This is a genomic window from Plantactinospora sp. WMMC1484 (assembly GCF_049315195.1).
In the GTDB taxonomy this organism is placed as follows: domain Bacteria; phylum Actinomycetota; class Actinomycetes; order Mycobacteriales; family Micromonosporaceae; genus Plantactinospora.
This window is the reverse complement of the sequence record NZ_CP186055.1, coordinates 7,590,615-7,612,893: the sequence shown is the minus strand read 5'-3', so window position 1 is coordinate 7,612,893 and position 22,279 is coordinate 7,590,615. Positions and strand designations below refer to the sequence as shown.

The window sequence follows — 22,279 nt, the reverse complement described above, 5'->3', positions numbered from 1 at the left end:
GCATTCGCCGACACCGACGGTGATGCTTCCGAGCATTGAGGAGTCTGCATGTCCCTCGACGTACCCACCGCCCTGCTGGAACGGGCCGAGGCTGGACCGGTCGACGACGCCGAGTTCGTCGCCTGCGTGCGCGACTCGCTGCCCTACGCCTGGGCGGTCGTCAGCGAGGTCGCCGGCGATCTCGGCCGCGACGGCGGGGAATTCGCCGACCACGCGGTGCCCCCGCCGACCGAGGCCGAGCGGGGCCAGCTGCTGCGAGCGCTGGCCAGCGACGCGATCCGGGGAGCGCTGGAACGCCACTTCGGGGTGAAGCTGGCCTTCCAGAACTGCCACCGGGTCGCGGCGTTCACGCCGTCCGCGGTGGACAGCGACCGCTACCGCGCCTTCATCTCGCCCCGGGGACAACTGCTCAACCAGTCACCCGAGCTGCGTGACTGCTGATCCGCCCGTCGACGCGCGGCCGGAACGGCCGCGCGTCGACCTGTTTCTGCTTGCGGGGACGTTTCCCGGCGCCGATCACGCCGCCACCCTCGGGCACGCCGTGGACTACGCCGTCGCCGCCGAGACGGCCGGGTTCGACGGCGTCTGGCTGGCTGAGCACCACTTCATCTCGTACGGCGTCTGCCCGTCAGCGACGACGCTCGCCGGTTTCCTGCTCGGCCGGACCACCCGGATCCGGGTCGGTACGGCGGCGGCGATCCTGCCCAACCGGCATCCGGTCGCGCTCGCCGAGGAGGCGGCGCTGCTCGATGCCGTCTCCGGCGGCCGGTTCGACCTCGGCGTGGCCCGGGGCGGCCCCTGGGTCGACCTGGAGGTCTTCGGCACCGGGCTGGACCGCCACACCACCGGCTTCCCGGAGTCGCTGGACCTGCTCCTCGACGCGCTCTCCGGGCGGCCGACCGTCGCCGGAAGCGGCCCGGTGCACCGGTTCCGGCAGGTTGCCATGGTGCCCCGGCCGAGCCGGCCGCTGCCGGTGTGGGTGGCCGCCACCTCGGCGCCGACCGTGGATCTCGCCGCACGCCGAGGGCTTCCGCTGCTGCTCGGCATGCACGTGGACGACGCCGCCAAGGCCGCCACCCTCGACCGATACGCACGGACCGCCGTGGTGACCGGTGCGCGGCGCGAGGTGCGCGGCGCCGGGCGGGACGCGACGGCGGCGGAGCACGTCAGCGCGCACCTGGCGTACGTCGCCGACACCGTCGCCGAGGCCGAGAAGGAGGTGCGCGACACACTGCCCGGCTGGCTCGCCCGCACCCGCGAGTACGTCCGCATCGACGGCAGTCCACCCGCGCACCGCGACCTGGACGCCTACCTCGATCATCTGCTCGCGATCCATCCGGTCGGACCGCCCGACCACTGCGTGTCGCGGCTGACCGGCACCCTCGCCGCCACCGGCGCCCGGCGGCTGATGCTCGTCGTCGAGGCCGCCGGGCATCCCGACCGGACGCTGGAGATCATCCGGCGACTCGGCGCGGAGGTCCTGCCGCACCTCGCCGTGCCCGGCCGAGGATCCGGGCCGGTCTGAGCCCCGCCCCGTGGCTGCCCGGACGACCCGGGGTACCACCCCGGAGGACATTCGTCCCAGGTCGTGGTGTCTTTATGGAAACGACTACCAACTCAGCTAAGGTGTGGCCGGAACCGTAGGAAACATATCCATTCCCGGAGGACCGGCCGTGAAGATCGCTTTTGTCGGTAAAGGTGGCAGCGGAAAGACGACGCTCGCCGCCCTGTTCGCCCGCCACCTCGCGGCGCAGGCGCCGGCCGGTACCCCGCTGCTCGCCGTCGACGCGGACATCAACCAGCACCTGGCCGTGGCGCTCGGTGCCCGGGAGGAGGAGGCGATCCAGATCCCCGCGCTCGGCGACCACCTCACCGAGATCAAGGAATACCTGCGCGGCACGAACCCCCGGATCTCCTCGGCCGCGGCGATGGTCAAGACCACCCCGCCCGGACGCGGCTCCCGGCTGCTGCGGGTCGCCGAGACCAACCCGGTCTACGACGCCCTGGTACGCGAGGTCGGCGGCGTCCGGCTCGCGGTGACCGGCCCGTTCACGACCGAGGATCTCGGGGTGGCCTGCTACCACTCCAAGGTCGGTGCGGTGGAACTGATCCTCAACCACCTGGTCGACGGGGCCGGCGAGTACGCGGTGGTGGACATGACCGCCGGTGCCGACTCGTTCGCCTCCGGCCTCTTCACCCGCTTCGATGCGACCTTCCTGGTCTGTGAGCCGACCCAGCGCAGCGTCGGCGTCTACCGGCAGTACGTCGGCTACGCCGCCGACTACGGTGTCCGGGTGCACGTGGTCGGCAACAAGGTCGAGGACGCCTCCGACGTCGAGTTCCTGCGGGAGCACGTCGGCGACGACCTGCTCACCTGGCTCGGCCGCTCCGGCTACGTCAAGGAGGCCGAGCGGGGCACGCCGCGCCCGATCGACACGCTCGAACCGGCGAACCGGGCGGCGCTGGAGACGATGCGCGGTGCCGTGGACGCGGCGGCGCAGGACTGGGCCAGGTACACCCGGCAGGCGGTGCACTTCCACCTGCGCAACGCCAGTGCCTGGGCCAACGACCGCACCGGCGAGGACCTCGCGGCACAGGTCGACCCGGACTTCGTCCTCGGCCCTGTCGCAGCAGCGCAACGCTAACACCGACCAACCGGTGCCGCTCAGGCTTCTCGCCCGAGCGATGCCGGACACGAGTCGCCGATCGACCGCAAGACGGGGCGTGGGTCGGCGGCGGGTGGGTGCGCGGCCGAGTGGACTTAATGACAACGAAAACCAGATCGGATAGCCTGGTGTTTCGCCGAGCAGAGAGGATCCCTGGTGGCCGTACCAAAGCGGAAGATGTCCCGGTCGAACACCCGGCACCGACGCGCGCAGTGGAAGGCGAGCCTGCCGCCGCTGACCCCGTGCCCCTGCCCGCGCAGGGAGATGGTGCTGCCGCACCACGCCTGCGTGCACTGCGGGCTCTACCGGGGCCGCCAGATGGTGGAGCAGTCGTGACCGCTCGGCTGCCGGTGACCGTGCTCTCCGGTTTCCTCGGTGCCGGCAAGACCAGTCTGCTCAACCACGTCCTGGCCAACCGCGACGGCCTGCGGGTCGCCGTCATCGTCAACGACATGAGCGAGGTCAACATCGACGCCGCGCTGGTCCGCGACGGCGGTGCGCTGTCGCGGACCGAGGAGCGGCTCGTCGAACTCACCAACGGCTGCATCTGCTGCACGCTGCGGGACGACCTGCTCGACGAGGTGGCCCGGCTGGCCCGGCACGGTCGCTTCGACTACCTGCTCATCGAGTCCAGCGGGATCTCCGAGCCGATGCCGGTCGCGGCCACCTTCGCCTTCGGCGTCGAGGACGGGCAGGTGCTCGACGACCTCGCCCGGCTGGACACCACGGTCACCGTCGTCGACGCCGCCGGCCTACTCGACCGCATCGAGGCGGGGGAGACGCTGGAGCAGCGCGGGCTGGCCGCGTACGACGGCGACGACCGCAGCGTCTCCGACCTGCTGGTCGACCAGATCGAGTTCGCCGACGTCCTGGTGGTGAACAAGACCGACCTGGTCGAGGGAGAGGACCTGGCCACGGTCGAGGCGCTGCTGACCCGGCTCAACCCGACGGCCCGACAGGTCCGTGCCGTGCATGGACGGGTGCCTCCGGCGGAGATCCTGCACACCGGCCGCTTCGACCTCGAGCGGGCGGAGACCGCACCCGGCTGGGTCGCCGAGCTCAACGGAGAGCACGTCCCGGAGACCGAGGAGTACGGCATCTCCAGCATCGTCTTCCGGGACCACCGGCCGTTTCACCCGCAGCGGCTCTGGGACCTGCTCGGCGAAGGGCTCGACCGCTTCGGCGTGCTGCGGTCCAAGGGCTTCCTGTGGCTGGCCAGCCGTCCGGACGTGCAGGCGCTCTGGTCCCAGGCCGGCCCGTCCGGGCGCTGCGACCCGGCCGGCGTGCCGGTGGTGGTCTCCGGCGAATGGCCGGACGACCCGGAGGAACGGGCAGACCTGGCGGCCCGCTGGCATCGGGTCTTCGGCGACCGGCAACAGGAACTCGTCCTGATCGGCGTCGGGTTGGACGCCGACGGGCTGCGTACGGCGCTGGACAATTGCCTGCTCACCGACGCTGAGGCCGCGGCGGACGAAGCGACCTGGCGGGCGCTGCCCGACCCCTTCCCGGCCTGGGACCCTGCCGACCTCGACCATCACGAGCACCCGGAGCCGGTCGGCGCCGCCGGCCCTCGCTGACCAGGCCCGTCGGCCTCGCCCCGGCCGACCTCGCCCGCTGGCGGCGGGACTGGGAAGCCATGATGGGCCACTACCAGCCCGGCCGCAGGCCCCGGGTGGCCGTGCTCGACATCGACCGGCTCGCGGGGGTCGCCTCGATGGCGTCACTGCTGCGGCGGCGCGCCGCCGTGCCGGGCGTACTTGGCGCGGAACTTCTCCACCCGACCCTCGGTGTCGACCAGGCGTTGCCGTCCGGTCCAGAAGGGGTGGCTGGCGGAGGAGATCTGCACGTCGATGACGGGGTAGGTGTTGCCGTCGGTCCACTCGACCGTCTGGTCGCTGGTGGCGGTGGAGCGGGTGAGGAAGGCGAAGTCGGCGGCGCGGTCGCGGTAGACCACGGGGCGGTATCCGGGGTGGATTCCAGGCTTCATACGGGATCTCCTTCGGCGTCGGTTCGGCTCTGGCCGGCTGTGTCCAGGTCGGGCAGGGGAAACAGGTCGGGCAGGGGAAAGCAGTCGGCGAACGGGTCGGGGTAGCCGCGCCAGGCTTCCTCACCGTCGGCGAGTTCGGCGTCGGTGAGCAGGCAGCGGTCGAGGGTGCGGTGCAGGTCGGCCGGATCGAGGTCCAGGCCGATGAAGACCAGATGCTGGTGGCGGTCGCCGTAGTAGGGGTCCCAGTCGAGGGTGGCGGCGAGCTGCCGGTGGACCGGCTGGTGGTTCCAGTGGTCGTCGGGCAGGGCGGTCAGCCAGCGGCCGAGGCTGCCGAGGCCGAGGCCGCCACCCGCGAAGTCCCAGGCGACGACGGTCTCGGGCTGGCTGGCCAGCCAGAGGTGGCCACGGGAGCGGATCGCCTCGGCCCCGAGGTCTTCGAGCGCGTCGTGCAGCCGCTCCGGGTGCAACGGGCGGCGGGCCCGGTAGACCACCGAGACCACGCCGCAGTCGGGGTGCGGCTCGTGTACGCCGAGAAGATGACCCTGCAGGCCGCGGGTCAGCACGCCCGGGGTTTCCGGGCGATGCCGGCCGGTCCGGCGCAGTTGCTGGTCAAGGGTGTGCGCATCGACGAGGTCGCCGTCGACGCGTACCTGCGTCGCCCACGGCACCATCCGGGCCAGCAGTACCGAGAGACGGTCGGTGTCGTACGCCCCCTCCCGGGAGCGGCCCCAGAGGACGACGGTGTCGGCGTACTCGAGTTGGCGGACGATCACGTCGGCGAGCCCTCGGTCGTCGTTCTCCGCGGCGTGGATGTCGAGGGTCTTGAGGTCGTCGGTGCTGGCCAGCCCGTCGAGCAGGTGCTCGGCGTCGGCCACGGTGACGTACGAGTCGACGCGGAGCAGGTCGGTGATGGATGCGCCGTCGACGAGGCAGTGGGCGCAGGCGGCGGCGACCGCCTCCGGTTCGACCACCTCGGGCAGCATCAGCACCAGGTCCCGGCCGGGATGGGTGTGGACCAGGCGGGCAAGGGTGGGCAGCACGTCCTCGCGGAGGGTGCAGGAGACGCAGCCGTGCGCCAGCGTGATCCGCTCGTCCTCCAACCCGCCCGCGCCGTCGCGGACGGTCCGGCGTACCAGGCCGTCGCGTACGGCCGTCAGGTCGTGTCGGACCAGCAGCAGCGACGGCTCCGCGGCGAGCAGTGTCCGGGCGACCGCGTACGTCGCGGAGGGCCAGAAGCCGCTGAGCACGGTCAGGGCCGGGCGGCTGTCGGCTGCCGGGGTGGTGGTGTCGGTGGGTGCGAGTGGTGACGTCGGCATTCCGGTCCTCACGAACTAATGGAAACGATTTCCATTATAGTATGGTGGCTGGCGGCGCGAGGCCAGGGGGTCTTCCGCCGCCACCGTCAACCACACAGAAGAGGAGATGCCGTGTCCCGACGATGTGAGGTCACCGGCGCCGAGCCGAGCTTCGGCAACGCCGTGTCCCACTCCCATCGGCGCACCCGTCGCCGGTGGATCCCGAACGTCCAGCGGCACCGCTACTGGCTGCCCTCGGAGAAGCGCTGGATCACCCTCAGGCTCACCGCGAAGGCGCTGCGCACCGTCGACCGCAAGGGCATCGAGAAGGTCGTGGCCGAGCTGCGCGCCCGGGGGGTGAAGGTCTGATGGCCCGGCAGACCGACATCCGGCCGGTGGTCAAGCTGCGCAGCACCGCCGGCACCGGCTACACGTACGTCACCCGCAAGAACCGCCGCAACGACCCTGACCGGCTGGTCCTGCGCAAGTACGATCCGATCGTCCGCCGGCACGTCGACTTCCGCGAGGAGCGCTGACACCGTTCCGCAACCGGGACGTGGGCCACCCGCCCCACGAGCCAGGGCCGCCGCGGATCGCGGCGGCCCTGGCGACAGTTCGTACTGTCAGGTCAGCTCAATGTAGTCGAGTTCGGCGTAGCCGGTGCCGCCACCGAAGTATGGTGCGCCCTTGGCGAGCCGGATGACGTTGTAACCGGCGCGCAGGTTCACCGTGGTGCTGACGGTTGCGCCGAACTGGCCCCACGCGCTGGTGGGTGGGTAGCTCACCGTTGACCAGGATCCGCCGTTGTAGGCGAGACCGTGGGTCGCCGTAGCGCCGGTGGCGTTGGCGTAGCCGATCTGCATGGTGTACGCACGGGCGGTGGGCACATTGACGATGAAGTCGACGTAGCTGGCCGTGCGGGGGTCGCCGGTGTTGTCGATCTGGCCGACGTACGCGCCGGCGGAGGCGCTGGAGCTGCCGAACCGGTTGGCGCGGAAGATGGAGGCGTTCTCGGCTTCGTACCGCTGCTGGTAGCCGGGTACGCCGCTGGTCGGCTGGACCACGATGTGGTAGCCGCTGGTCGCGCTCATGTTGGGCACGGTCACGGTCAGCTCGCCGTTGGTCACGTTCACGGTGGTGTTGCTGATCGTGGTGGGTGCGGAGACCTGGGTGTGCCGTCCGGACGCCGGCGTCGACTCGACCGTCACCCGCACCTGGCCGCCGAGAGAGGACAGTCCGGTGAAACGGACGTGGTTGGTGCCGGACTCGCCGCCGAAGACGGCGTGCACGATGCGGCGGGTGGGGTCGTGTGCGGCGAAGCCGTCCAGGCCGGTCTGGGCCCGGGGCGTGGTGGTGACCATGTTGCCGGCCATGTCGCCGTACCACTTGTAGAGCCACCAGCTTCCGGTCGGCTGGTTGTTGGTGGTCAGCCCGTTGACGGTGCCGTACTCGTACCAGAAGGCGCGCTCGGCGTTGTCGACGCCGCCGCGCTCGAACTTGGCGATGTAGCTGGCCACCGGACCGGGTTGGTCGATCTCCGTCGGGGTGGCGTACTCGTTGATGGAGATCCGCCGGGCGCTGATGCCCAGCGACCGCTCCAGCGCCCGGTAGTTGGCGATGTGCGCGGCGACGTTGGCGGAGGTCTGCAGCTCGTGCCAGCAGATGATGTCCGGCAGCGTGTCGGTGTTGCGGGCGTGCGTGAGGAACGAGCGCATCCATGACTCGTTGTACGTGGCCGTGCTCGGCCCGACGATCGGGGTGAGCGTGTCGCGCGCCCGGACCCGCTGGTAGGTGCGGACCCATGCCGCGTTGAAGTCACCGGCGGCGGCGGTGTCCCAGGTGTAGTCGGGCTCGTTCCACAGCTCCCAACCGGTGATGTTGCTGGTACCGGTGGCGGCGAGTCGGTCGTTGACCTGGGTGTCCACCTTGGCCAGCCAGTCGTTCCAGCTCACCCAGCGGTACGGGAAGTTGGGGTAGATGTCGGGCATGCGGATGTATTCGGCGGCGCCGACGCGGGTGGCCTGGGGCGCGACGAGCAGGGCGTCCCCGCCGGGTGGCTGGCCGTTGGGGCGCTGGCCGACCCGGGGCGCGGGCTGGGTGAGGGTGTTGAGCTTGAGCGGCAGCAGCATGTTGTCGGCGGGGCGGTTGTTTTCGGCCAGGGCGTAGAGGCCACCGGCTGCGACATGGCTGACCGGGCGGAACGGACTGGCCACATTCACGGTGAGAGTGGAGTTGGCGGCGCTGGCCGTACCGCCGGTAAGAATGACGCCGGCCGCGACCGTGATGGCCGAGGCCAGTGTCGCGGCGGACACGCGGGTGGATGCTCGCACGAGGGTTGCCTCCCTGGGACGGGCTCGGCGCGGTCGGGGTTCGCACGCCGAGCAGGAGCCGATCTTGAGCTGTCGAACGGGCGTAGCGGCGACGCAGGCGGATACCGGAAACGACCGTCTCGGCGATCTCCACGGTTTTCCGCGCCCATGTGAGCGCTAACGCGGAATCGCAGGTGATGGCCCGGGCAGATGCGGAAAATGTTTTCGGTGCCCGGTATCCACCGCCACGCCCTTGTAACGGGTCGTTTTGCGTAGGCTACGTATTGACGGGACGGTCCGTCAACGGTCAGTTGTGCGGCAGGTTGAGGCAAAGGTTTTCCGTCGCTATGGTCCTCCTGTGGCAGACAGGCGGGCGCGGGTGGGCATCGTCGACGTGGCGCGGCGGGCCGGGGTGTCGGTCGGCACGGTGTCGAAGGCGCTCAATGGCCGGGGACAGCTCCGGGACGAAACCCGGGCCCGGGTGCGGGCCGCGGCATACGAGCTCGGTTTCATCCCCAGCGCGGTCGCGGCGAGTCTGTTGACCGGCCGGACGTACACCGTGGGTCTGATCATGACGGACCATCACGGGCGGTTCAGCCTGCCGATCCTGCACGGTGCCGAGGACGCCCTGGGCTGGGACGAAACGCTTGCCTTCGTCTGTGACACCCGGGACGACCCGATCCGTGAGCAGCACTACGTGCGTAGCCTGGTGCGGCGCCGGGTCGACGGCATCATCGTGGCCGGTCGCCGCACGGAGCCCCGGCCGCCGCTGGCCGGTGTGCTGCCGGTGCCGGTCGTCTACGCCTTCGCCCGCTCGGCGGATCCGGCCGACTGCAGCGTGGTGGTCGACGAGGCGGCCGGCGCCGTTCTGGCCGTGGAGCATCTGGTGCGCACCGGCCGCCGAGCCATCGCACACGTCACCGGCCCGCACGGACACGCCTCCGTGCAGGCCAGGGTCGACGGCACCCTGAGTGCCCTGCGTGCCGCCGGGCTGGACCTGCTCGGCGACCCGTGGTACGGCGGCTGGAGCGAGGTCTGGGGTCGCTTCGCCGCCGCCGCACTCATCCGGACACACCCCGAGGTCGACGCCGTCTTCTGCGGCAGCGACGCGATCGGACGCGGCGTAGCCGACGGCCTACGCGCAAGCGGCCGACGCGTGCCCGACGATGTCGCACTGGTCGGCGTCGACAACTGGCAACCCACCGCCGAAGGCTGCCAGCCACCGCTGACCAGTGTCGACCTCAACCTGCAACAGGTCGGCCGGACTGCCGGCACCCTGCTGCTGGAGGCGATCCAACGCGGCGAATCGGAGCCCGGTCCGCACGTCGTGCCGTGCCGGCTGGTGGTACGCGCATCGTCCGCACCGGTCAGTGGTTGACCCTGCTTCGCGTGTGTGTAGGTCTTGACACAGCCGGCTGTCCGGCGTCATAGTCACGCAACATTCGTTGAACCGGTTCGCCTGACCTCGCGGACCGGACGGCGCGACGCGATCTGGTGGCGGGTTGTCTTACCTGCCGCGTACCTGCATTCAAGTCAACTTCGGACCCGAAAAGCGGACCCGGTTCGCGGCCCGGTGGCGAACCGGTTCGACGATGGAGGCGGGATGGCAACGATAGGCGACGTGGCGCGTGCGGCCGGCGTCAGTCGCAGCACCGCTTCGTACGCGCTCTCCGGCAAGCGGGCGATCTCGGTCGGCGTGCGGCAGCGGGTGGTCGAGGCGGCGCAGGCCCTCGGCTACACACCGAACGCGGGTGCACGCGCGCTGGCCACCGCGCAGACGATGGTCATCGGGGTGCTCGCCCAGTTCCACTCCGACGAGTTCGCGCCGGCGATGCTGCAGTACATCATGGGCGTCGCCGACACCGCCCGGGTCCTGGGCTACGACACACTGCTGGTGACCGAGGCGGACGGGCCGCGCGCGCTCGGCCGCATCACCAATTCCCGGATGGTCGACGGCGTGGTGCTGCTCAACATCGCCGAGGACGACGAGCGACTGCCCATCCTGCGCACGGCCACCCAGCCCGGCGCGTCGGTCGGCCTGCCCGCCGACTGCACCGGACTCGACGTGTTCGACCTCGACTTCGAAGAGGCCGGCCGGGTCATGGTGGACCACCTGCACCGGCTCGGGCACCGCGAGCTGATCCTGGTCTCCCAGCCGGAGCACGTCGTGCAGCGTGGCGGCGCGTACGTGTGGCGCCTGCGTGACGCGGCACTGGAACGGGCCCGCGAGCGGGATGTCACGCTGCACGCCTTCTACGGCGAGTCCCGGCAGCCCGCCGTGGGTCGCCTGCTCCACGCGCTGCTGGACACCTATCCCTCGGCAACCGGGCTGCTGCTCAACAACGAGGCGGCCGCGGCGGCGCTTCCCTCGGTCGCATATGCCCGCGGCCTGCGGGTGCCCGAGGACCTGTCGGTCATCGGCCGTTACTCCGACGAGTTCGCGGCCACCTTCTCCCTGCCGTACTCGTTCATCGAGAGTGCGCCGGACCGGCTCGGCGGCATGGCCGTCCGGCAACTCGTCCGGCGCATCGAATCGCCGAAGGCGCGGGACGAGCCGTACGTCGTGCGCTTCATCTCTCCGGAACTCGTCTCCCGGGGCAGCACCTCCGCTCCACGCTAGCCGCCGCGCGTACCGCGGCCGAACTCTCCCGGCATTTTCTTGTTAGCGCTCACACCTCCGAGGAGGCAGATCGTGAAATTCTCCAGAAGGGCCACGGCGGTCCTTGCCGCCACCGCGCTCGGCACCACCCTCCTGACCGGCTGCTCGTCCCAGTCCGGCGACTCCGGTGGGTCCGGCGGCGCGTACACCTGGTGGGACCCCTATCCGCAGCACGACCCGGGCTCGGCGTGGGCCAAGCGGGTCAGCGCCTGCGGCGACGAGGCGGGTGTCACGATCAACCGCACCCCGTACGACACCACGGCGCTGACCAACCAGGCGCTGCTGGCCGGCCAGGAAGGCAATGCCCCCGACGTCATCCTGCTGGACAACCCGGCGGTCTCCACCCTCGCCGAGGCCGGGATGCTCAGCACGATGAGCGAGTTCGGCCTGGACACGGCGCGGTTCGACAAGAACCTGATCGCCGCCGGTGAGCTGGACGGGCAGACGTACGGCATCCCGATCGGCGCGAACACACTCGCCCTCTACTACAACAGGACCGTCCTGGACGCCGCGGGTGTGGATCCGGCCACCATCAAGGACTGGGCATCGTTGAACACCGCGCTGCGGAAGGTGAAGGACTCGGGCAAGAAGGCGATCACCTTCTCCGCGATCGGCACCGAAGAGGGCTCGTTCCAGTTCCTGCCCTGGTTCTGGGGCGCGGGGGCGCAGCTCACCGATCTCGACTCGCCGCAGGCGGTCGACGCGCTGCAGCTCTGGACCACCTGGGTCAAGGACGGCACCGCCCCGAACTCGGTGATCAACAATTCGCAGAACACCACCTGGGAGGAGTTCCTGACCGGGGAGTTCGGCTTCGCCGAGAACGGCACCTGGCAGATCAACAGCGCGGAGCAGGCCGGCTTCCCCACGGGAATCGTCCAGATCCCGGCCAGGGACGGCGGTATCGCCCCCACCCCCACCGGCGGTGAGTTCATCACCGTGCCGGTGCAGAAGGACGCCGGCCGGTACGAGGTGACCAAGAAGATCCTCGAATGCATGACCACACCCGAGGGCCTGGTCGAGACCGGTACGACGTTCGCCTACTACATCCCGTCCACCGCCGAGGGCCAGGAGGCGATTCTCGCCAGGGAGCCCGCTCTCCAGCCGTGGGTCGACGCCGTCCGGACCGCCAAGGGCCGTACCAGCGACAACCTCGGCACCAGATACCCGAAGATCTCCGAGGCCCTCTGGACCGCGGTGCAGAAGGCGCTCAGCGGTTCGGCGTCTCCGGCCGAGGCGCTGGCCGCGGCACAGGCCCAGGCCAGGGCGGCAACGCGCGGCTGAGTCAGGAGGACGAGGACCACATGGCTCGTACCCAGACCGATGCCGTCGGGCTCCCGGACCGCGTCGGGCCGGCGGGGGTGGACACGCCGTCCGCCCCCGCCGCCCACCGGCCCGGCGACCGGCCGCGCGCGGGGCACTCCCGGCAGTGGGCGGCATTCGCCTTCCTCGCGCCGCTGATCGTCTATCTACTGCTGTTCTACGCGTACCCGCTGTACCGCAACGTCGAACTCAGCGTCCACGACTACACGCCGCGGGCGTTCGTGCAGGGCAACCCCGACTTCGTCGGGCTGGACAACTACGTCGACGTGCTCCGCGACGACAGGTTCCTGCACGCCCTGCGCAACACGGCCATCTTCACGCTGGGCTCGATCGCCGTACAGTACGTGCTCGGCCTCGCCCTGGCGGTGTTCTTCCACCGCCACTTCCGGCTCGCCGCGGTGCTGCGCGCACTGTTCCTCGTACCGTGGCTGTTGCCGTTGATCGTCTCCGCCTCCACCTGGTCCTGGATGCTCAACAGCGAGAACGGCATCGTCAACGCGGCCCTGCAGGCGTTCGGGATCGGCCAGATCAACTGGCTCACCTCCCCGGACACCTCGCTGCTGGCGGTCACCATCGCGAACATCTGGCTCGGCATCCCGTTCAACCTGGTGATCCTCCATGCCGGCCTGCAGAACATCCCGCACGAACTGCACGAGGCGGCCGCGCTGGACGGCGCCACCGCGTGGCAGCGGTTCCGCCGCGTCACGTTCCCGCTGCTGCGCCCGGTCTCCGTGATCACCCTGCTGCTCGGCCTCATCTACACGCTCAAGGTCGTCGACATCATCTGGATCATGACGACCGGGGGGCCGGCAGACGCGTCCACCACGCTCGCCATCTGGTCGTACCGGGAAGCGTTCGGCACCGGACAGCCGGACTTCTCCCCGGCCGCGGCGGTCGGCAACCTGCTGATCCTCATCGCGCTCGTCGCCGGGCTCGCCTATGTCCGCCTGCTGCGTCAGGAGGAGCGGGCATGACCAGGAGCCGTAGGACCTGGAGAACCGCACTCGGGGTGTTCTTCACCACCCTGATGCTCTTCCCCGTCTACTGGATGTTCAACGTCTCGCTCACGAAGACGGGCGACATGCGGGCCGATCCACCGCACTGGTTTCCGTGGGATCCCACGATCGAGGGCTACACCGCAGCCCTCGGTCAGCAGTTGCCCGCGCTGGCGACAAGCCTCTTCATCGGGCTCGGGACCGTTGTGCTGACCCTGCTGATCGGGGTGCCGGCCGGGTACTCGCTGGCCCGCCTGCGTCCGCGCGGCGCCGGCACGCTGAGCTTCCTGCTCCTGGTCGCACAGATGATCCCGGCCGTCGTGATGGCCATGGGCTTCTACGCCATCTACATCCGGCTGGGCATCCTCAACACGGTCTGGGGGCTGATCATCGCCGACTCCACCGTCGCCGTCCCGTTCGCGGTGCTGCTCGTCCGCGCCTTCATGGCCGGCATCCCCGCCGAGCTGTCCGCCGCGGCCGCCATCGACGGCGCGGGCACCTGGCGCACCTTCCGGTCGGTCATCCTGCCGCTGAGCCGCAACTCCATCATCACGGTGTCGCTCTTCGCGTTCCTGTGGGCCTGGTCCGACTTCGTCTTCGCGTCCACGCTCAGCCGCAGCAGCGACACCATCCCCATCACGCTCGGAATCTTCCGCTACATCGGCAACAACACCACCCAGTGGAACTCCATCATGGCCACCGCGGTGATCGCGTCCGTGCCCGCCGCGTTCCTGCTCGTCCTCGCGCAGCGCTACGTCGCGGCCGGTGTCACCGCCGGCGCCGTCAAGGACTGACCCCGGTGTTCCGATCCCCGAAACGAGGCGACAGCATGACCGACGGCTGCACCGTCACCGACCCCCTGCAGGCCACCGGCGGCGGGCCGCGGCACGGCTGCCCGGTGCTGCCCGCGCGCGGCGTGTTCCGCCCGCTCGGGCTGGCGGACGTCTCCCTCGACGGCGGGTTCTGGGGCGGCCGCCAGGAGGTGAACGCCACGGCGACCCTGGCGCACTGCGAGGAGTGGATGGAGCGGGTCGGCTGGCTGGCCAACTTCGACCGCGTCGCGGAGGGCAGCACCGGCCCCGACCGGCCCGGTTGGCCGTTCTCCGACTCGGAGGTCTACAAGCTCGTCGAGGCGCTCTGCTGGGAGGTCGGGCGCAGCGGCGCGCCGACGGCCGAGACCGCGATCAGGCGGCTCACCGCACGGATCGCCCGGGCCCAGGACCCCGACGGATACCTCAACACCTGCTTTGGTCACAGCTCGCAGCCGGCCCGGTACAGCGACCTGGAGCACGGGCACGAGCTCTACAACACCGGTCACCTCCTGCAGGCCGCCGTGGCCCGGCTGCGCACCACCGGTGCGGACGGTCTGGTCGAGGTTGCCCGCCGGGCCGCCGACCACGTGTGCGGGACATTCGGCGCCGACGGCCGCAACGGAATCTGCGGACATCCGGAGATCGAGGTCGGTCTGGTCGAGCTCGGCCGTGCCCTCGGCGTCGACCGGTACGTGGAGCAGGCCGCACTGTTCCTGGAGCGCCGCGGCCACGGGACGCTGCGGGAGATGCCGCTGGGCCGGGCCTACTTCCAGGACGACGTGCCGATCCGGCAGGCCGACACCTGGCGTGGCCACGCGGTGCGCGCCCTCTACCTCAGCGCCGCCGCGGTCGACGTCGCCACCGACCGCGACGACCGTGACCTCCTCGACGCCGTCCAGCGCCAGTGGCGGCACGCCGTCGCCCGACGTACCTATCTCACCGGCGGCATGGGCTCGCGGCACCAGGACGAGGGCTTCGGCGAGGACTGGGAACTGCCGCCGGACCGGGCCTACTGCGAAACCTGCGCCGGCGTCGCCTCGATCATGGTGTCGTGGCGGCTCTTCCTCGCCACCGGCGACCCCCGCTACACCGACCTCGTCGAACGCACCCTCTACAACGTCGTCGCGACCTCCCCGAGCAGCGACGGCCGCGCGTTCTTCTACGCCAACCCCCTGCACCAGCGAACCCCGGCGGCGTCCACCGCCGGTGCCGGGGTCAGCCCGCGGGCCGAGACCGGGACCCGGTCCGCCTGGTTCGAGGTCTCCTGCTGCCCGACCAACGTCGCCCGCACCCTTGCCAGCCTGGCCGGCTACGTCGCCACCACCGACGACGGCGGCCTGCAGATCCATCAGTACGCGCCCGCCACCATCCGGACCCGGCTTCCCGACGGCCAACGGCTGGCGGTCAGGGTGGAGACCGACTACCCGGCGAGCGGCGGGATCCACGTGCACGTCACCGAGGGTTCGGGGCAGCCCTGGACGCTGTCCCTGCGGGTACCGGCGTGGGCCGCCGGCGCCCGACTCGTCCACGACGGCCGGAGCACCCCGGTGACCCCGGGCATGGCCACGCTCCACCGCGCCTTCCAGATCGGCGACGTGATCACGCTGGAGCTGCCGGTCCGGCCCCGTCTCAGCCGGCCCGACCGGCGCATCGACGCGGTCCGCGGCTGCGTCGCCGTGGAGCGCGGCCCGGAGGTGCTCTGCGTCGAGTCCCACGACCTACCGGCCGGCGACGCGATCGACAGCCTGGAGATCGATCCGTTCGTGCCACCGCGCGACGTCGACGGTGTGGTCCGGGTACGCGGCCGGCTCGCCGCGCCCGCCGTGCCGGAACAGGACTGGCCGTACCCCGCCGCTGTCGACATCGCTCCGGCCGCTGTCGACATCGCTCCGGCCGCCGCCGGCTGGTTCGAGGTGCCGTTGCGGCCGTACCACTCCTGGGCCCGTCGCGGCCCGTCCAGCATGCGGGTCTGGCTGCCCGCGACGCGGTCACACGCGGACGGCCACAGCTCGTGACCTCGGAGGGCGACCCTGGACACGGGCCGACGGGATCGCCCGGCGTCCACGAGATCCGTCAGGATGCGACCGCGGACCGGATCGGTTCATCCAATGTTCACGGTGGCGTCCCTTTAGGTGCCTGTGCTCCACACTGCCGACATCTACCTTGCAGTGCGTCCATTGCGGACAATTCTGGGGAAGGTGTGGGGGCCGGTGCCGAGCAGGACGACCCGGACGAGCATGTCAAGAAGGACCGTTCATCGGCTGTCCGTGGGGTTGGCCCTGGGGTTGGCCGCGACGTTCACCCTGACCGCGTCCATGGCTCCTCGCCCGGCCGATGCCGTGCAGCCACTGGCCGGCACAGAGGTCTCCGACGCGGATGTCCGGCTGCTGACCGAGGCCGCCGAGGCGTGCCCCACCCTGACCCCGTCGCGGCTGGCCGGCCAGGTGATGGCCGCATCCCGGTTCTCCGCGACCCCGGTCGAGGCGGTGCAGGCCGTCGGCGCTCAGGGCACCGCCGGGCTGGTGCCGACCGTCTGGCAGAAGTGGGCGCCGTGGGACGGGGCGCGACCGGGTGACCGGGAGGCAAGCGTCACCGCACTCGCCCACCACATGTGCCAACTGGTCGGCCAGATCCGGGTGCTCAGGCTCGACGGCGACCGGTGGCAACTGGCGCTGGCGGCCCATCGGGTCGGCGTCGGGCCGGTCGTCGAGACCGGCGACGTGCCGGCCGGCGCGGTCGAGTACGTCGACACCGTGCAGCGGTACGCCATCTGGTACGCGATGCAGCCGGCCTTCGGTGGCAGCGGTGAACCCGCACCCGAAACCACGCAGGCGATGGTTGCGGAGCGGGTGACCGAGGCGGCGCCGTTGCCGGTGCCGGACGAGTACCTCGAACCGATCCTGGCCGCCGGGGCCGTCTGCCCGCAACAGCTGCCGCCGGCCCGGGTCGCCGCGCAGCTCATGGCCACCTCCGCGTTCGACCCCCAGCGGCTCGGCCCGACCGGCGAGCAGGGCATCGCGCAGTTCCTGCCCCAGGTCTGGGTCGCCTACGTACGGCCGTCGGCGACGGCCTCGCCGTGGACGCCCAGCTCGGCGATACCGGCGCTCGGCGAGACCATGTGCGCACTGCTGGAGGCCGTACCCGGCACCGGCGCCGACGACTACCCGCTCGCACTGGCGGCGTTCCTTCGCGGCGATCCGGCGGTCCGCTCGCTGGCCGACGTGCCGGGCGGTGAACGGATCATCGCCCTGACGGAACAGATGGGCCGCTTCGAGACCGAGTACGCCAGGGACACCCGGCTGACCCCGCCCACCGCTGCCCCGTCGAAGAGCCCGACCGCCGCGCCCGGACGGACACCCGGCGCGACGACCGCACCGGCCAGGCCACCTGCGGCGAAGGCGACGAAACCGGGCACCCCGACGAAGGCGGTCAGCTCCGACCAGCCACCGGTCAAGGCGAAGGACGCCGCCGCGGACAACCGTTCGTACGGGCCGTACTTCATCCACAACCTCGGCACCAAGATGTGCCTCGACATCCCGGGCACCGGGCCCGGGCCGCGCGACGGGCCCGTCAACCAGAACCTCTGCTACCCGCACACCCCCGACAACCAGGAGTACGCCTTCGTCCCGCGCAGGGTCGACGGCTCCGGCAACCAGCTGTACTGGATCCGCAGCGTCACCTCCCAGTACTGCCTGGATCTGCCGGGCCTGGGCTCGGTAGCCCCGGCGACGCCGCTGAACGAGACCGGCTGCTTCGACGACGAGAACCAGTACTGGCGGCTGCAGCCCACCGTGAAGTCCGGCAAGGTCCAGTACTACCGGATCGTCAACACCGCCTCGAACCTCTGCCTGGACGTTCCCGGCAACGCGGACGGCGGACTGGATGCCCGTCTCGCGGTGTTCGGCTGCCGCTCCGGCGACGACCACGACTGGGCACTGATCCGAAGGGCCAACTGGTGACCCCGTTGGCCCGGGTGGCCCTGACCGGGCTGGCGATGCTCACGGCGCTGACGGCGGCCACCACGGTCACCACCACGGAGGCCGTGACCGAACCCCGCGCCGCCCGGGCCGCGCCGGCCGGTCCGGAGGTCGAGCCGTATGTCCTCTACTACACCGTGCTGGCGTCGTACCAGGGCAGGCCGGAGACCCTCTGGTCGATCGCCGACCGGTTCCTCGGCGATGCCGAGCGGGCCGGCGAGATCCTGGAGCTCAACACGGGGCGGCGGCAGCCGGACGGCGGCCGGCTGACCGATCCCGGGCGGTTGAACAAGGGCTGGCACCTCGTGCTGCCGTGGGACGCGATCGGCACCGGCCTGCGGCACGGCGTGCTGCCCAGCACGACGGCTGCCGCGCCCGACCCGGCCAGCTCGGCCGACCCGACCTCCGGTCCCGGCAGCGCACCAGGGCGGGGTGCGGCACCCGGCACCCTCGCGAATCCGCTCTCCGGTGCCGGCCGGTCGGCGGGTTCCGGCTCCCCGGCCTCTGGCCGCTCCGGCTGCCGGCCGACAGTTGTCGCCGCCCCGCCGGCCAACTCGACCTGGGGGCAGCGCCTGATGGCTCCGGAGCGGGTGTGGCGGAGCACCACCGGCGCCGGCGTCCGGGTGGCGGTCATCGACTCGGGTGTGGCGGCGGGTCGGCCCGGACTCGGCGACCGGCTCGGTCGGGGCGCCGACATCGTCTCCGGCAACGGTCTGGGCGACACCGACTGCGTCGGCTCGGGTACCGCACTGGCGGGCATCGTCGCCGCCGACGACGGTGCCGACGGCGAACGGGTCGGGATGGCGCCGGGGGCCGTGATCATTCCGGTGCGACTCGTGGACCGGGGCGTCGCGGCGAGCCCACCGGCGACCGTGACCGCGATCCAGGTCGCGGTCGCCACCGGAGCGAAGGTGATCCTGCTCGGCGCCGCCGTCGACGTCACCGACCGCACGGTACGGTCGGCGGTCGACGAGGCGATCGGGCGGAACGTGCTCGTGGTGGCGCCGGCCCCCGCCGGCGACTCCACGGTGGCCCCGGCGGAGGGCCTGCTCCGCGTCGGCGGTCTCCGTCCCGACCAGCGGCCGTCCAGCGACTATCCGGCCGGCTCGGTGGACCTGCTCGCACCGGCGACCCGGATCCGCAGCATCGGCGCGGCCGGCACCGGGTCCTACGTCGGCACCGGTACGCAGTACGCCGCAGCCTTCGTCGCGGGCGCGGCGGCCCTGGTGCGCTCCGCCCACCCCGGGCTCTCCGCGGGACAGGTCGGCCGACAACTCGTCAGCACCGCCGACCGGGGACCCGCGATCGGCGCGGAGGGCGTCGGGCGGCTCGACCCGTACGCCGCGGTCACCGGCCCGCTGGTCGACGGCGGCCGGCCCGCCACGCTCGCCGAGCGGAGCGAGCGGAGCCGGCCGGTCTCCTGGCCGGTGGTGCTGGCGGTGCTCGCCGCGATCGGGGCAGTGCTCGTGGCCGGGCGGCTCTGGCGTCGCCACCGGGCGGCCCGCACCCGGCGTCGGCTGGCCGTGGAACAGGCCGACGACCCGTTCGGCAGCCGCGCCGGAGGCGCGGAGCACCTGGTGCGCAGCGGGAAGCCGTGAGCACCGGAACCAACGGGTCCGGCGGGGGTGAGTGATGGTACGGGGCGTACTTCGGGGCCGACGGGTCGGCACCGGCTCGGACGTCGTCCGGGTGGCACCCGGCGAACGGGGCGCCGCGCAGAGCATCGCGGCCGGCCTGCGTGCGGCCTCGGAGGGGCAGACCGTGCTTGTCGCACCCGGTCTCTACCACGAGCAACTGCTCGTCGACAGCCCGGTACGGCTACGGGCCGAGCGGGGTCCGGGCAGCGTGTCGCTGGTGCCGCGCACCTCGCTGCGGATCACCGCCGGGGCGACCCTGACCGACCTGACGCTGGCCGGCACCGACCCCGCCGAGCCGCTGCTGCGGATCGAGGACGGTAGCGCGGAACTCGTCCGCTGCGTCCTGCAGGGCGGCCGGATCGAGACCACCGGGGAGTCCCGCCCGGTGCTGCGCGACTGCCGGCTGACCGGCGCCCGGCTGGCCGGCCTGTACGCCACCGGCGGCACCGTCGTGCTGCTCGAGCGCTGCGTCGTCACCGACGTCGACGGCATCGGGGTGGTGGCCGGCGAGTCGGCGCAGGCCACGCTCCGCGACACCTGGATCGGCCCGGTCACCGGCTCCGGCGTGCGGGCGCGCGGCACCGCCCGACTCGACCTCGCCGGTGGCACGGTCGTCGCGGCCGGCCGCAACGGCATCCTCGCCGAGGAGGCGGCCTCGGTCACCGGGCGGGACGTCGCGGTGTCCCGCAGCGGCGGCGACTCGGTCTTCGCCTCCGGCACCACGAGGGTCGAGCTGACCGGGTGCCGGCTGACCGACCCGGCCGGCGCGGGCGTCGTCGCCGCCGACCGGTCGCAACTGGCGCTGAGCCGCTGCGACGTGGACCGGGCGGGCGCGACCGGTGTGGTGTGCCGGGACGAGGCCGAGGTCGGCGTCGTCGCCGGGGCGGTGCGCGGCTGCGCCGGAAACGGGCTCATCGTCACCGACCAGGGCGTCGTGACGCTCACCGACACCGTGCTCGGCGACTCGACATACAGCGTGCTGCACGTCGGCGGCACCGGCCGGTTGACCGCCACCGGCGTCTGGGTGGGTCCCTCGGCGGAGCACGGGCTGCACGCCATCGGGGCGGGCCGGGCCGAGCTGACCGGGGGCCGGGTGCACGGCTGCGGACTGGCCGGGGTGAGCACCGCCGACAGTGCCGAGGTGACGGCCACCGGCACCGTGCTGGCGGCGAACCGCAACGGGGTGGTCGTGGGCGCGGACCGGCCGGTGCGGTTGACCGGGTGCGTGGTCGACGCCAGCGGCCGGGCCGGGGTGCAGGTCGGCGTCGGTGCCACCGTGGAGCTGACCGACTGCCGGATCGACCGCGCCGGCACCGCCGGGATCGTCTTCGAGCAGGAGAGCGGGGGCACCGTCGACCGGTGTGCGGTGCACGACGCCGAGGGCTCCGGCATCGTGGTGTGGACCGGAGCGAAACCGCAGGTGACGGCCACCTCGTGCACGACCGGGGCGAAGAACGCGCTCTTCGTGGCCGAGGGCGGCGGCGGCCGGTTCGTCGACTGCGTCTTCACGGCCAGCACGTACCCGGCGATCCACGTCGGCGCCGGCGCGACGCCGGCCGTCGTCCGCGCCCGGATCCGGGACACCGAACTCGACGTCGACGTGGACCCGCAGGCCAAGCCGGTCTTCGAGGAGATCCGGCTGACCGAGGTGACCAGGTCGCTGTTGCCGCCGGCCGCGCTCGCCGCCGGCGGTCAGCCCGGTAACCTGGCGGCGACCGGCGCACCCGCGACGCCCGCCGCCCCGGCGACCGAGGCCGCCGCGGGCGCCGAGGTGGCCGTGCCGACCGAGGCCGACCTGCCGGAGCTGCTGGCCGAACTGGACTCGCTGGTCGGCCTGGACCGGGTCAAGCAGGACGTGCAGGCTCAGATCAAACTCATGCAGACGGTACGCCGTCGGCAGGAGGCCGGGCTGGCGTCGCCGCCGCTGAGCCGGCACCTGGTCTTCGCCGGCAACCCGGGCACCGGAAAGACCACCGTCGCCCGCCTCTACGGCCGGCTGCTCGCCGCGCTGGGCATGCTGGAACGCGGCCACCTCGTCGAGGCCGACCGGACCAGCATGGTCGGCGAGTACGTCGGGCACACCGGACCCCGTACCCAGGCCGTCTTCCGCCGGGCGCTCGGCGGGGTGCTCTTCATCGACGAGGCGTATTCGTTGGTCCCGCCCGGTCACAGCAACGACTTCGGGCAGGAGGCCATCGCCACCCTGGTCAAGTTGATGGAGGACCACCGCGACGACGTGGTGGTGATCGTGGCCGGGTACCCGCTGGAGATGAGCCGCTTCGTCGCATCGAACCCCGGCCTCGCCTCGCGGTTCTCCCGGACGTTGACCTTCGAGGACTACGGACCCGCCGAGTTGACCGACATCGTCGAGGCCCAGTGCCGGCGGCACGAGTACCAGCTCGGCGACGATGCGCGCAGCGCCGTACACGCCCTCTTCGCCGGGATGGCCCACGGCCACGGCTTCGGCAACGGGCGGGCCGCACGGCAGGTCTTCCAGCGGATGACCGAACACCAGGCGCAGCGGGTGGCCGACCTCGCCGACCCGTCAACGGACGACCTGCTGCGGCTGACCGCCTCCGACGTGCCCGCCGCCGGTTCGGTTGCCTGAGCCGGTCCGTACGG

Annotated in this window: 19 protein-coding genes; 16 read left to right on the top strand and 3 right to left on the bottom strand. The window is 71.8% G+C overall.

The window, feature by feature from the left end; translation table 11 throughout:
* The first annotated feature begins 48 nt into the window (after window positions 1-48).
* The 5 genes from ACN28C_RS32615 (at window position 49) to ACN28C_RS32595 (ending at window position 4,243) form a co-directional block, all read left to right on the top strand.
* Window positions 49-441: an SCO5389 family protein gene (locus ACN28C_RS32615; protein ID WP_422771320.1), complete on the top strand. Its 393-nt coding sequence runs from the start codon at window positions 49-51 to the stop codon at window positions 439-441.
* On the top strand, window positions 431-1,525 hold the full coding sequence (locus ACN28C_RS32610) for an LLM class flavin-dependent oxidoreductase (protein ID WP_422771319.1): 1,095 nt from the start codon (window positions 431-433) through the stop codon (window positions 1,523-1,525). The genes ACN28C_RS32615 and ACN28C_RS32610 overlap by 11 nt, the downstream gene beginning before the upstream one ends.
* A 148-nt stretch (window positions 1,526-1,673) precedes the next feature.
* A complete protein-coding gene (locus ACN28C_RS32605; RefSeq protein WP_422771318.1) occupies window positions 1,674-2,645 on the top strand; it encodes an ATP-binding protein in 972 nt (323 codons plus the stop codon).
* Window positions 2,646-2,822: 177 nt separating this feature from the next.
* Window positions 2,823-3,002 carry a 50S ribosomal protein L32 gene (gene rpmF, locus ACN28C_RS32600; protein WP_422771317.1) on the top strand — a complete coding sequence of 60 codons (180 nt, stop codon included), beginning with the start codon at window positions 2,823-2,825 and terminating at the stop codon, window positions 3,000-3,002.
* The gene (locus ACN28C_RS32595) at window positions 2,999-4,243 is read left to right on the top strand and encodes a GTP-binding protein (protein WP_422771316.1); all 1,245 of its coding nucleotides are present in this window, start codon (window positions 2,999-3,001) and stop codon (window positions 4,241-4,243) included. The genes rpmF and ACN28C_RS32595 overlap by 4 nt, the downstream gene beginning before the upstream one ends.
* A gap of 143 nt (window positions 4,244-4,386) precedes the next feature.
* Here the strand turns inward: ACN28C_RS32595 and ACN28C_RS32590 are convergent, their stop codons facing one another.
* Together ACN28C_RS32590 and ACN28C_RS32585 are read right to left on the bottom strand one after the other, a co-directional pair.
* Window positions 4,387-4,653 (bottom strand): type B 50S ribosomal protein L31, encoded by a 267-nt coding sequence (locus ACN28C_RS32590; RefSeq protein WP_422771315.1) that lies wholly within the window; start codon window positions 4,651-4,653, stop codon window positions 4,387-4,389.
* On the bottom strand, window positions 4,650-5,969 hold the full coding sequence (locus tag ACN28C_RS32585) for a CobW family GTP-binding protein (protein WP_422771314.1): 1,320 nt from the start codon (window positions 5,967-5,969) through the stop codon (window positions 4,650-4,652). The genes ACN28C_RS32590 and ACN28C_RS32585 overlap by 4 nt, the downstream gene beginning before the upstream one ends.
* A 111-nt stretch (window positions 5,970-6,080) precedes the next feature.
* On the opposite strand from ACN28C_RS32585, the gene rpmB reads away from it, so the two are divergent.
* Window positions 6,081-6,317 carry a 50S ribosomal protein L28 gene (gene rpmB, locus ACN28C_RS32580; protein ID WP_422771313.1) on the top strand — a complete coding sequence of 79 codons (237 nt, stop codon included), beginning with the start codon at window positions 6,081-6,083 and terminating at the stop codon, window positions 6,315-6,317.
* A complete protein-coding gene (gene rpmG, locus ACN28C_RS32575; protein WP_107258087.1) occupies window positions 6,317-6,484 on the top strand; it encodes a 50S ribosomal protein L33 in 168 nt (55 codons plus the stop codon). Before rpmB ends, rpmG begins: the two co-directional genes overlap by 1 nt.
* Before the next feature lie 87 nt (window positions 6,485-6,571).
* On the opposite strand, the gene ACN28C_RS32570 is transcribed toward rpmG, so the two are convergent.
* Window positions 6,572-8,260, bottom strand: a complete 1,689-nt coding sequence (locus ACN28C_RS32570; RefSeq protein ID WP_422771312.1) for a hypothetical protein — start codon at window positions 8,258-8,260, stop codon at window positions 6,572-6,574.
* 355 nt (window positions 8,261-8,615) lie between these two features.
* Between ACN28C_RS32570 and ACN28C_RS32565 the strand changes: the two genes are divergently transcribed.
* From ACN28C_RS32565 to ACN28C_RS32525, 9 genes are all read left to right on the top strand, one after another.
* Window positions 8,616-9,635 (top strand): LacI family DNA-binding transcriptional regulator, encoded by a 1,020-nt coding sequence (locus ACN28C_RS32565; RefSeq protein WP_422771311.1) that lies wholly within the window; start codon window positions 8,616-8,618, stop codon window positions 9,633-9,635.
* A 225-nt stretch (window positions 9,636-9,860) separates the two neighbouring features.
* Window positions 9,861-10,877, top strand: coding sequence for a LacI family DNA-binding transcriptional regulator (locus ACN28C_RS32560; RefSeq protein WP_422771310.1), 1,017 nt, complete (start codon window positions 9,861-9,863; stop codon window positions 10,875-10,877).
* Window positions 10,878-10,949: 72 nt separating this feature from the next.
* On the top strand, window positions 10,950-12,197 hold the full coding sequence (locus ACN28C_RS32555) for a sugar ABC transporter substrate-binding protein (protein ID WP_422771309.1): 1,248 nt from the start codon (window positions 10,950-10,952) through the stop codon (window positions 12,195-12,197).
* Between the two features lie 20 nt (window positions 12,198-12,217).
* Window positions 12,218-13,210: a carbohydrate ABC transporter permease gene (locus tag ACN28C_RS32550; protein WP_422771308.1), complete on the top strand. Its 993-nt coding sequence runs from the start codon at window positions 12,218-12,220 to the stop codon at window positions 13,208-13,210.
* Complete coding sequence (locus ACN28C_RS32545; RefSeq protein WP_422771307.1) at window positions 13,207-14,025, top strand: carbohydrate ABC transporter permease; 819 nt, start codon at window positions 13,207-13,209, stop codon at window positions 14,023-14,025. The genes ACN28C_RS32550 and ACN28C_RS32545 overlap by 4 nt, the downstream gene beginning before the upstream one ends.
* Window positions 14,026-14,060: 35 nt before the next feature.
* Window positions 14,061-16,058: a glycoside hydrolase family 127 protein gene (locus ACN28C_RS32540; RefSeq protein ID WP_422771306.1), complete on the top strand. Its 1,998-nt coding sequence runs from the start codon at window positions 14,061-14,063 to the stop codon at window positions 16,056-16,058.
* A gap of 300 nt (window positions 16,059-16,358) precedes the next feature.
* Window positions 16,359-18,002 (top strand): RICIN domain-containing protein, encoded by a 1,644-nt coding sequence (locus tag ACN28C_RS32535; protein ID WP_422771305.1) that lies wholly within the window; start codon window positions 16,359-16,361, stop codon window positions 18,000-18,002.
* Window positions 17,999-19,618 carry a S8 family serine peptidase gene (locus ACN28C_RS32530; protein ID WP_422771304.1) on the top strand — a complete coding sequence of 540 codons (1,620 nt, stop codon included), beginning with the start codon at window positions 17,999-18,001 and terminating at the stop codon, window positions 19,616-19,618. Before ACN28C_RS32535 ends, ACN28C_RS32530 begins: the two co-directional genes overlap by 4 nt.
* Window positions 19,619-19,652: 34 nt before the next feature.
* Entirely contained in the window at window positions 19,653-22,265 is a 2,613-nt protein-coding gene (locus tag ACN28C_RS32525) for a right-handed parallel beta-helix repeat-containing protein (RefSeq protein ID WP_422771303.1), read from the top strand.
* Window positions 22,266-22,279: the final 14 nt, after the last annotated feature.

Bases quoted from the DNA above. Each gene is read 5' to 3' on its own strand.
- ACN28C_RS32525 (WP_422771303.1), top strand. From the start codon at position 19,653: ATGGTACGGGGCGTACTTCGGGGCCGACGGGTCGGCACCGGCTCGGAC.
- ACN28C_RS32545 (WP_422771307.1), top strand. From the start codon at position 13,207: ATGACCAGGAGCCGTAGGACCTGGAGAACCGCACTCGGGGTGTTCTTC.
- ACN28C_RS32585 (WP_422771314.1), bottom strand. From the start codon at position 5,969: ATGCCGACGTCACCACTCGCACCCACCGACACCACCACCCCGGCAGCC.
- ACN28C_RS32560 (WP_422771310.1), top strand. From the start codon at position 9,861: ATGGCAACGATAGGCGACGTGGCGCGTGCGGCCGGCGTCAGTCGCAGC.
- ACN28C_RS32615 (WP_422771320.1), top strand. From the start codon at position 49: ATGTCCCTCGACGTACCCACCGCCCTGCTGGAACGGGCCGAGGCTGGA.
- ACN28C_RS32535 (WP_422771305.1), top strand. From the start codon at position 16,359: ATGGCTCCTCGCCCGGCCGATGCCGTGCAGCCACTGGCCGGCACAGAG.
- rpmG (WP_107258087.1), top strand. From the start codon at position 6,317: ATGGCCCGGCAGACCGACATCCGGCCGGTGGTCAAGCTGCGCAGCACC.
- ACN28C_RS32540 (WP_422771306.1), top strand. From the start codon at position 14,061: ATGACCGACGGCTGCACCGTCACCGACCCCCTGCAGGCCACCGGCGGC.
- ACN28C_RS32590 (WP_422771315.1), bottom strand. From the start codon at position 4,653: ATGAAGCCTGGAATCCACCCCGGATACCGCCCCGTGGTCTACCGCGAC.
- ACN28C_RS32550 (WP_422771308.1), top strand. From the start codon at position 12,218: ATGGCTCGTACCCAGACCGATGCCGTCGGGCTCCCGGACCGCGTCGGG.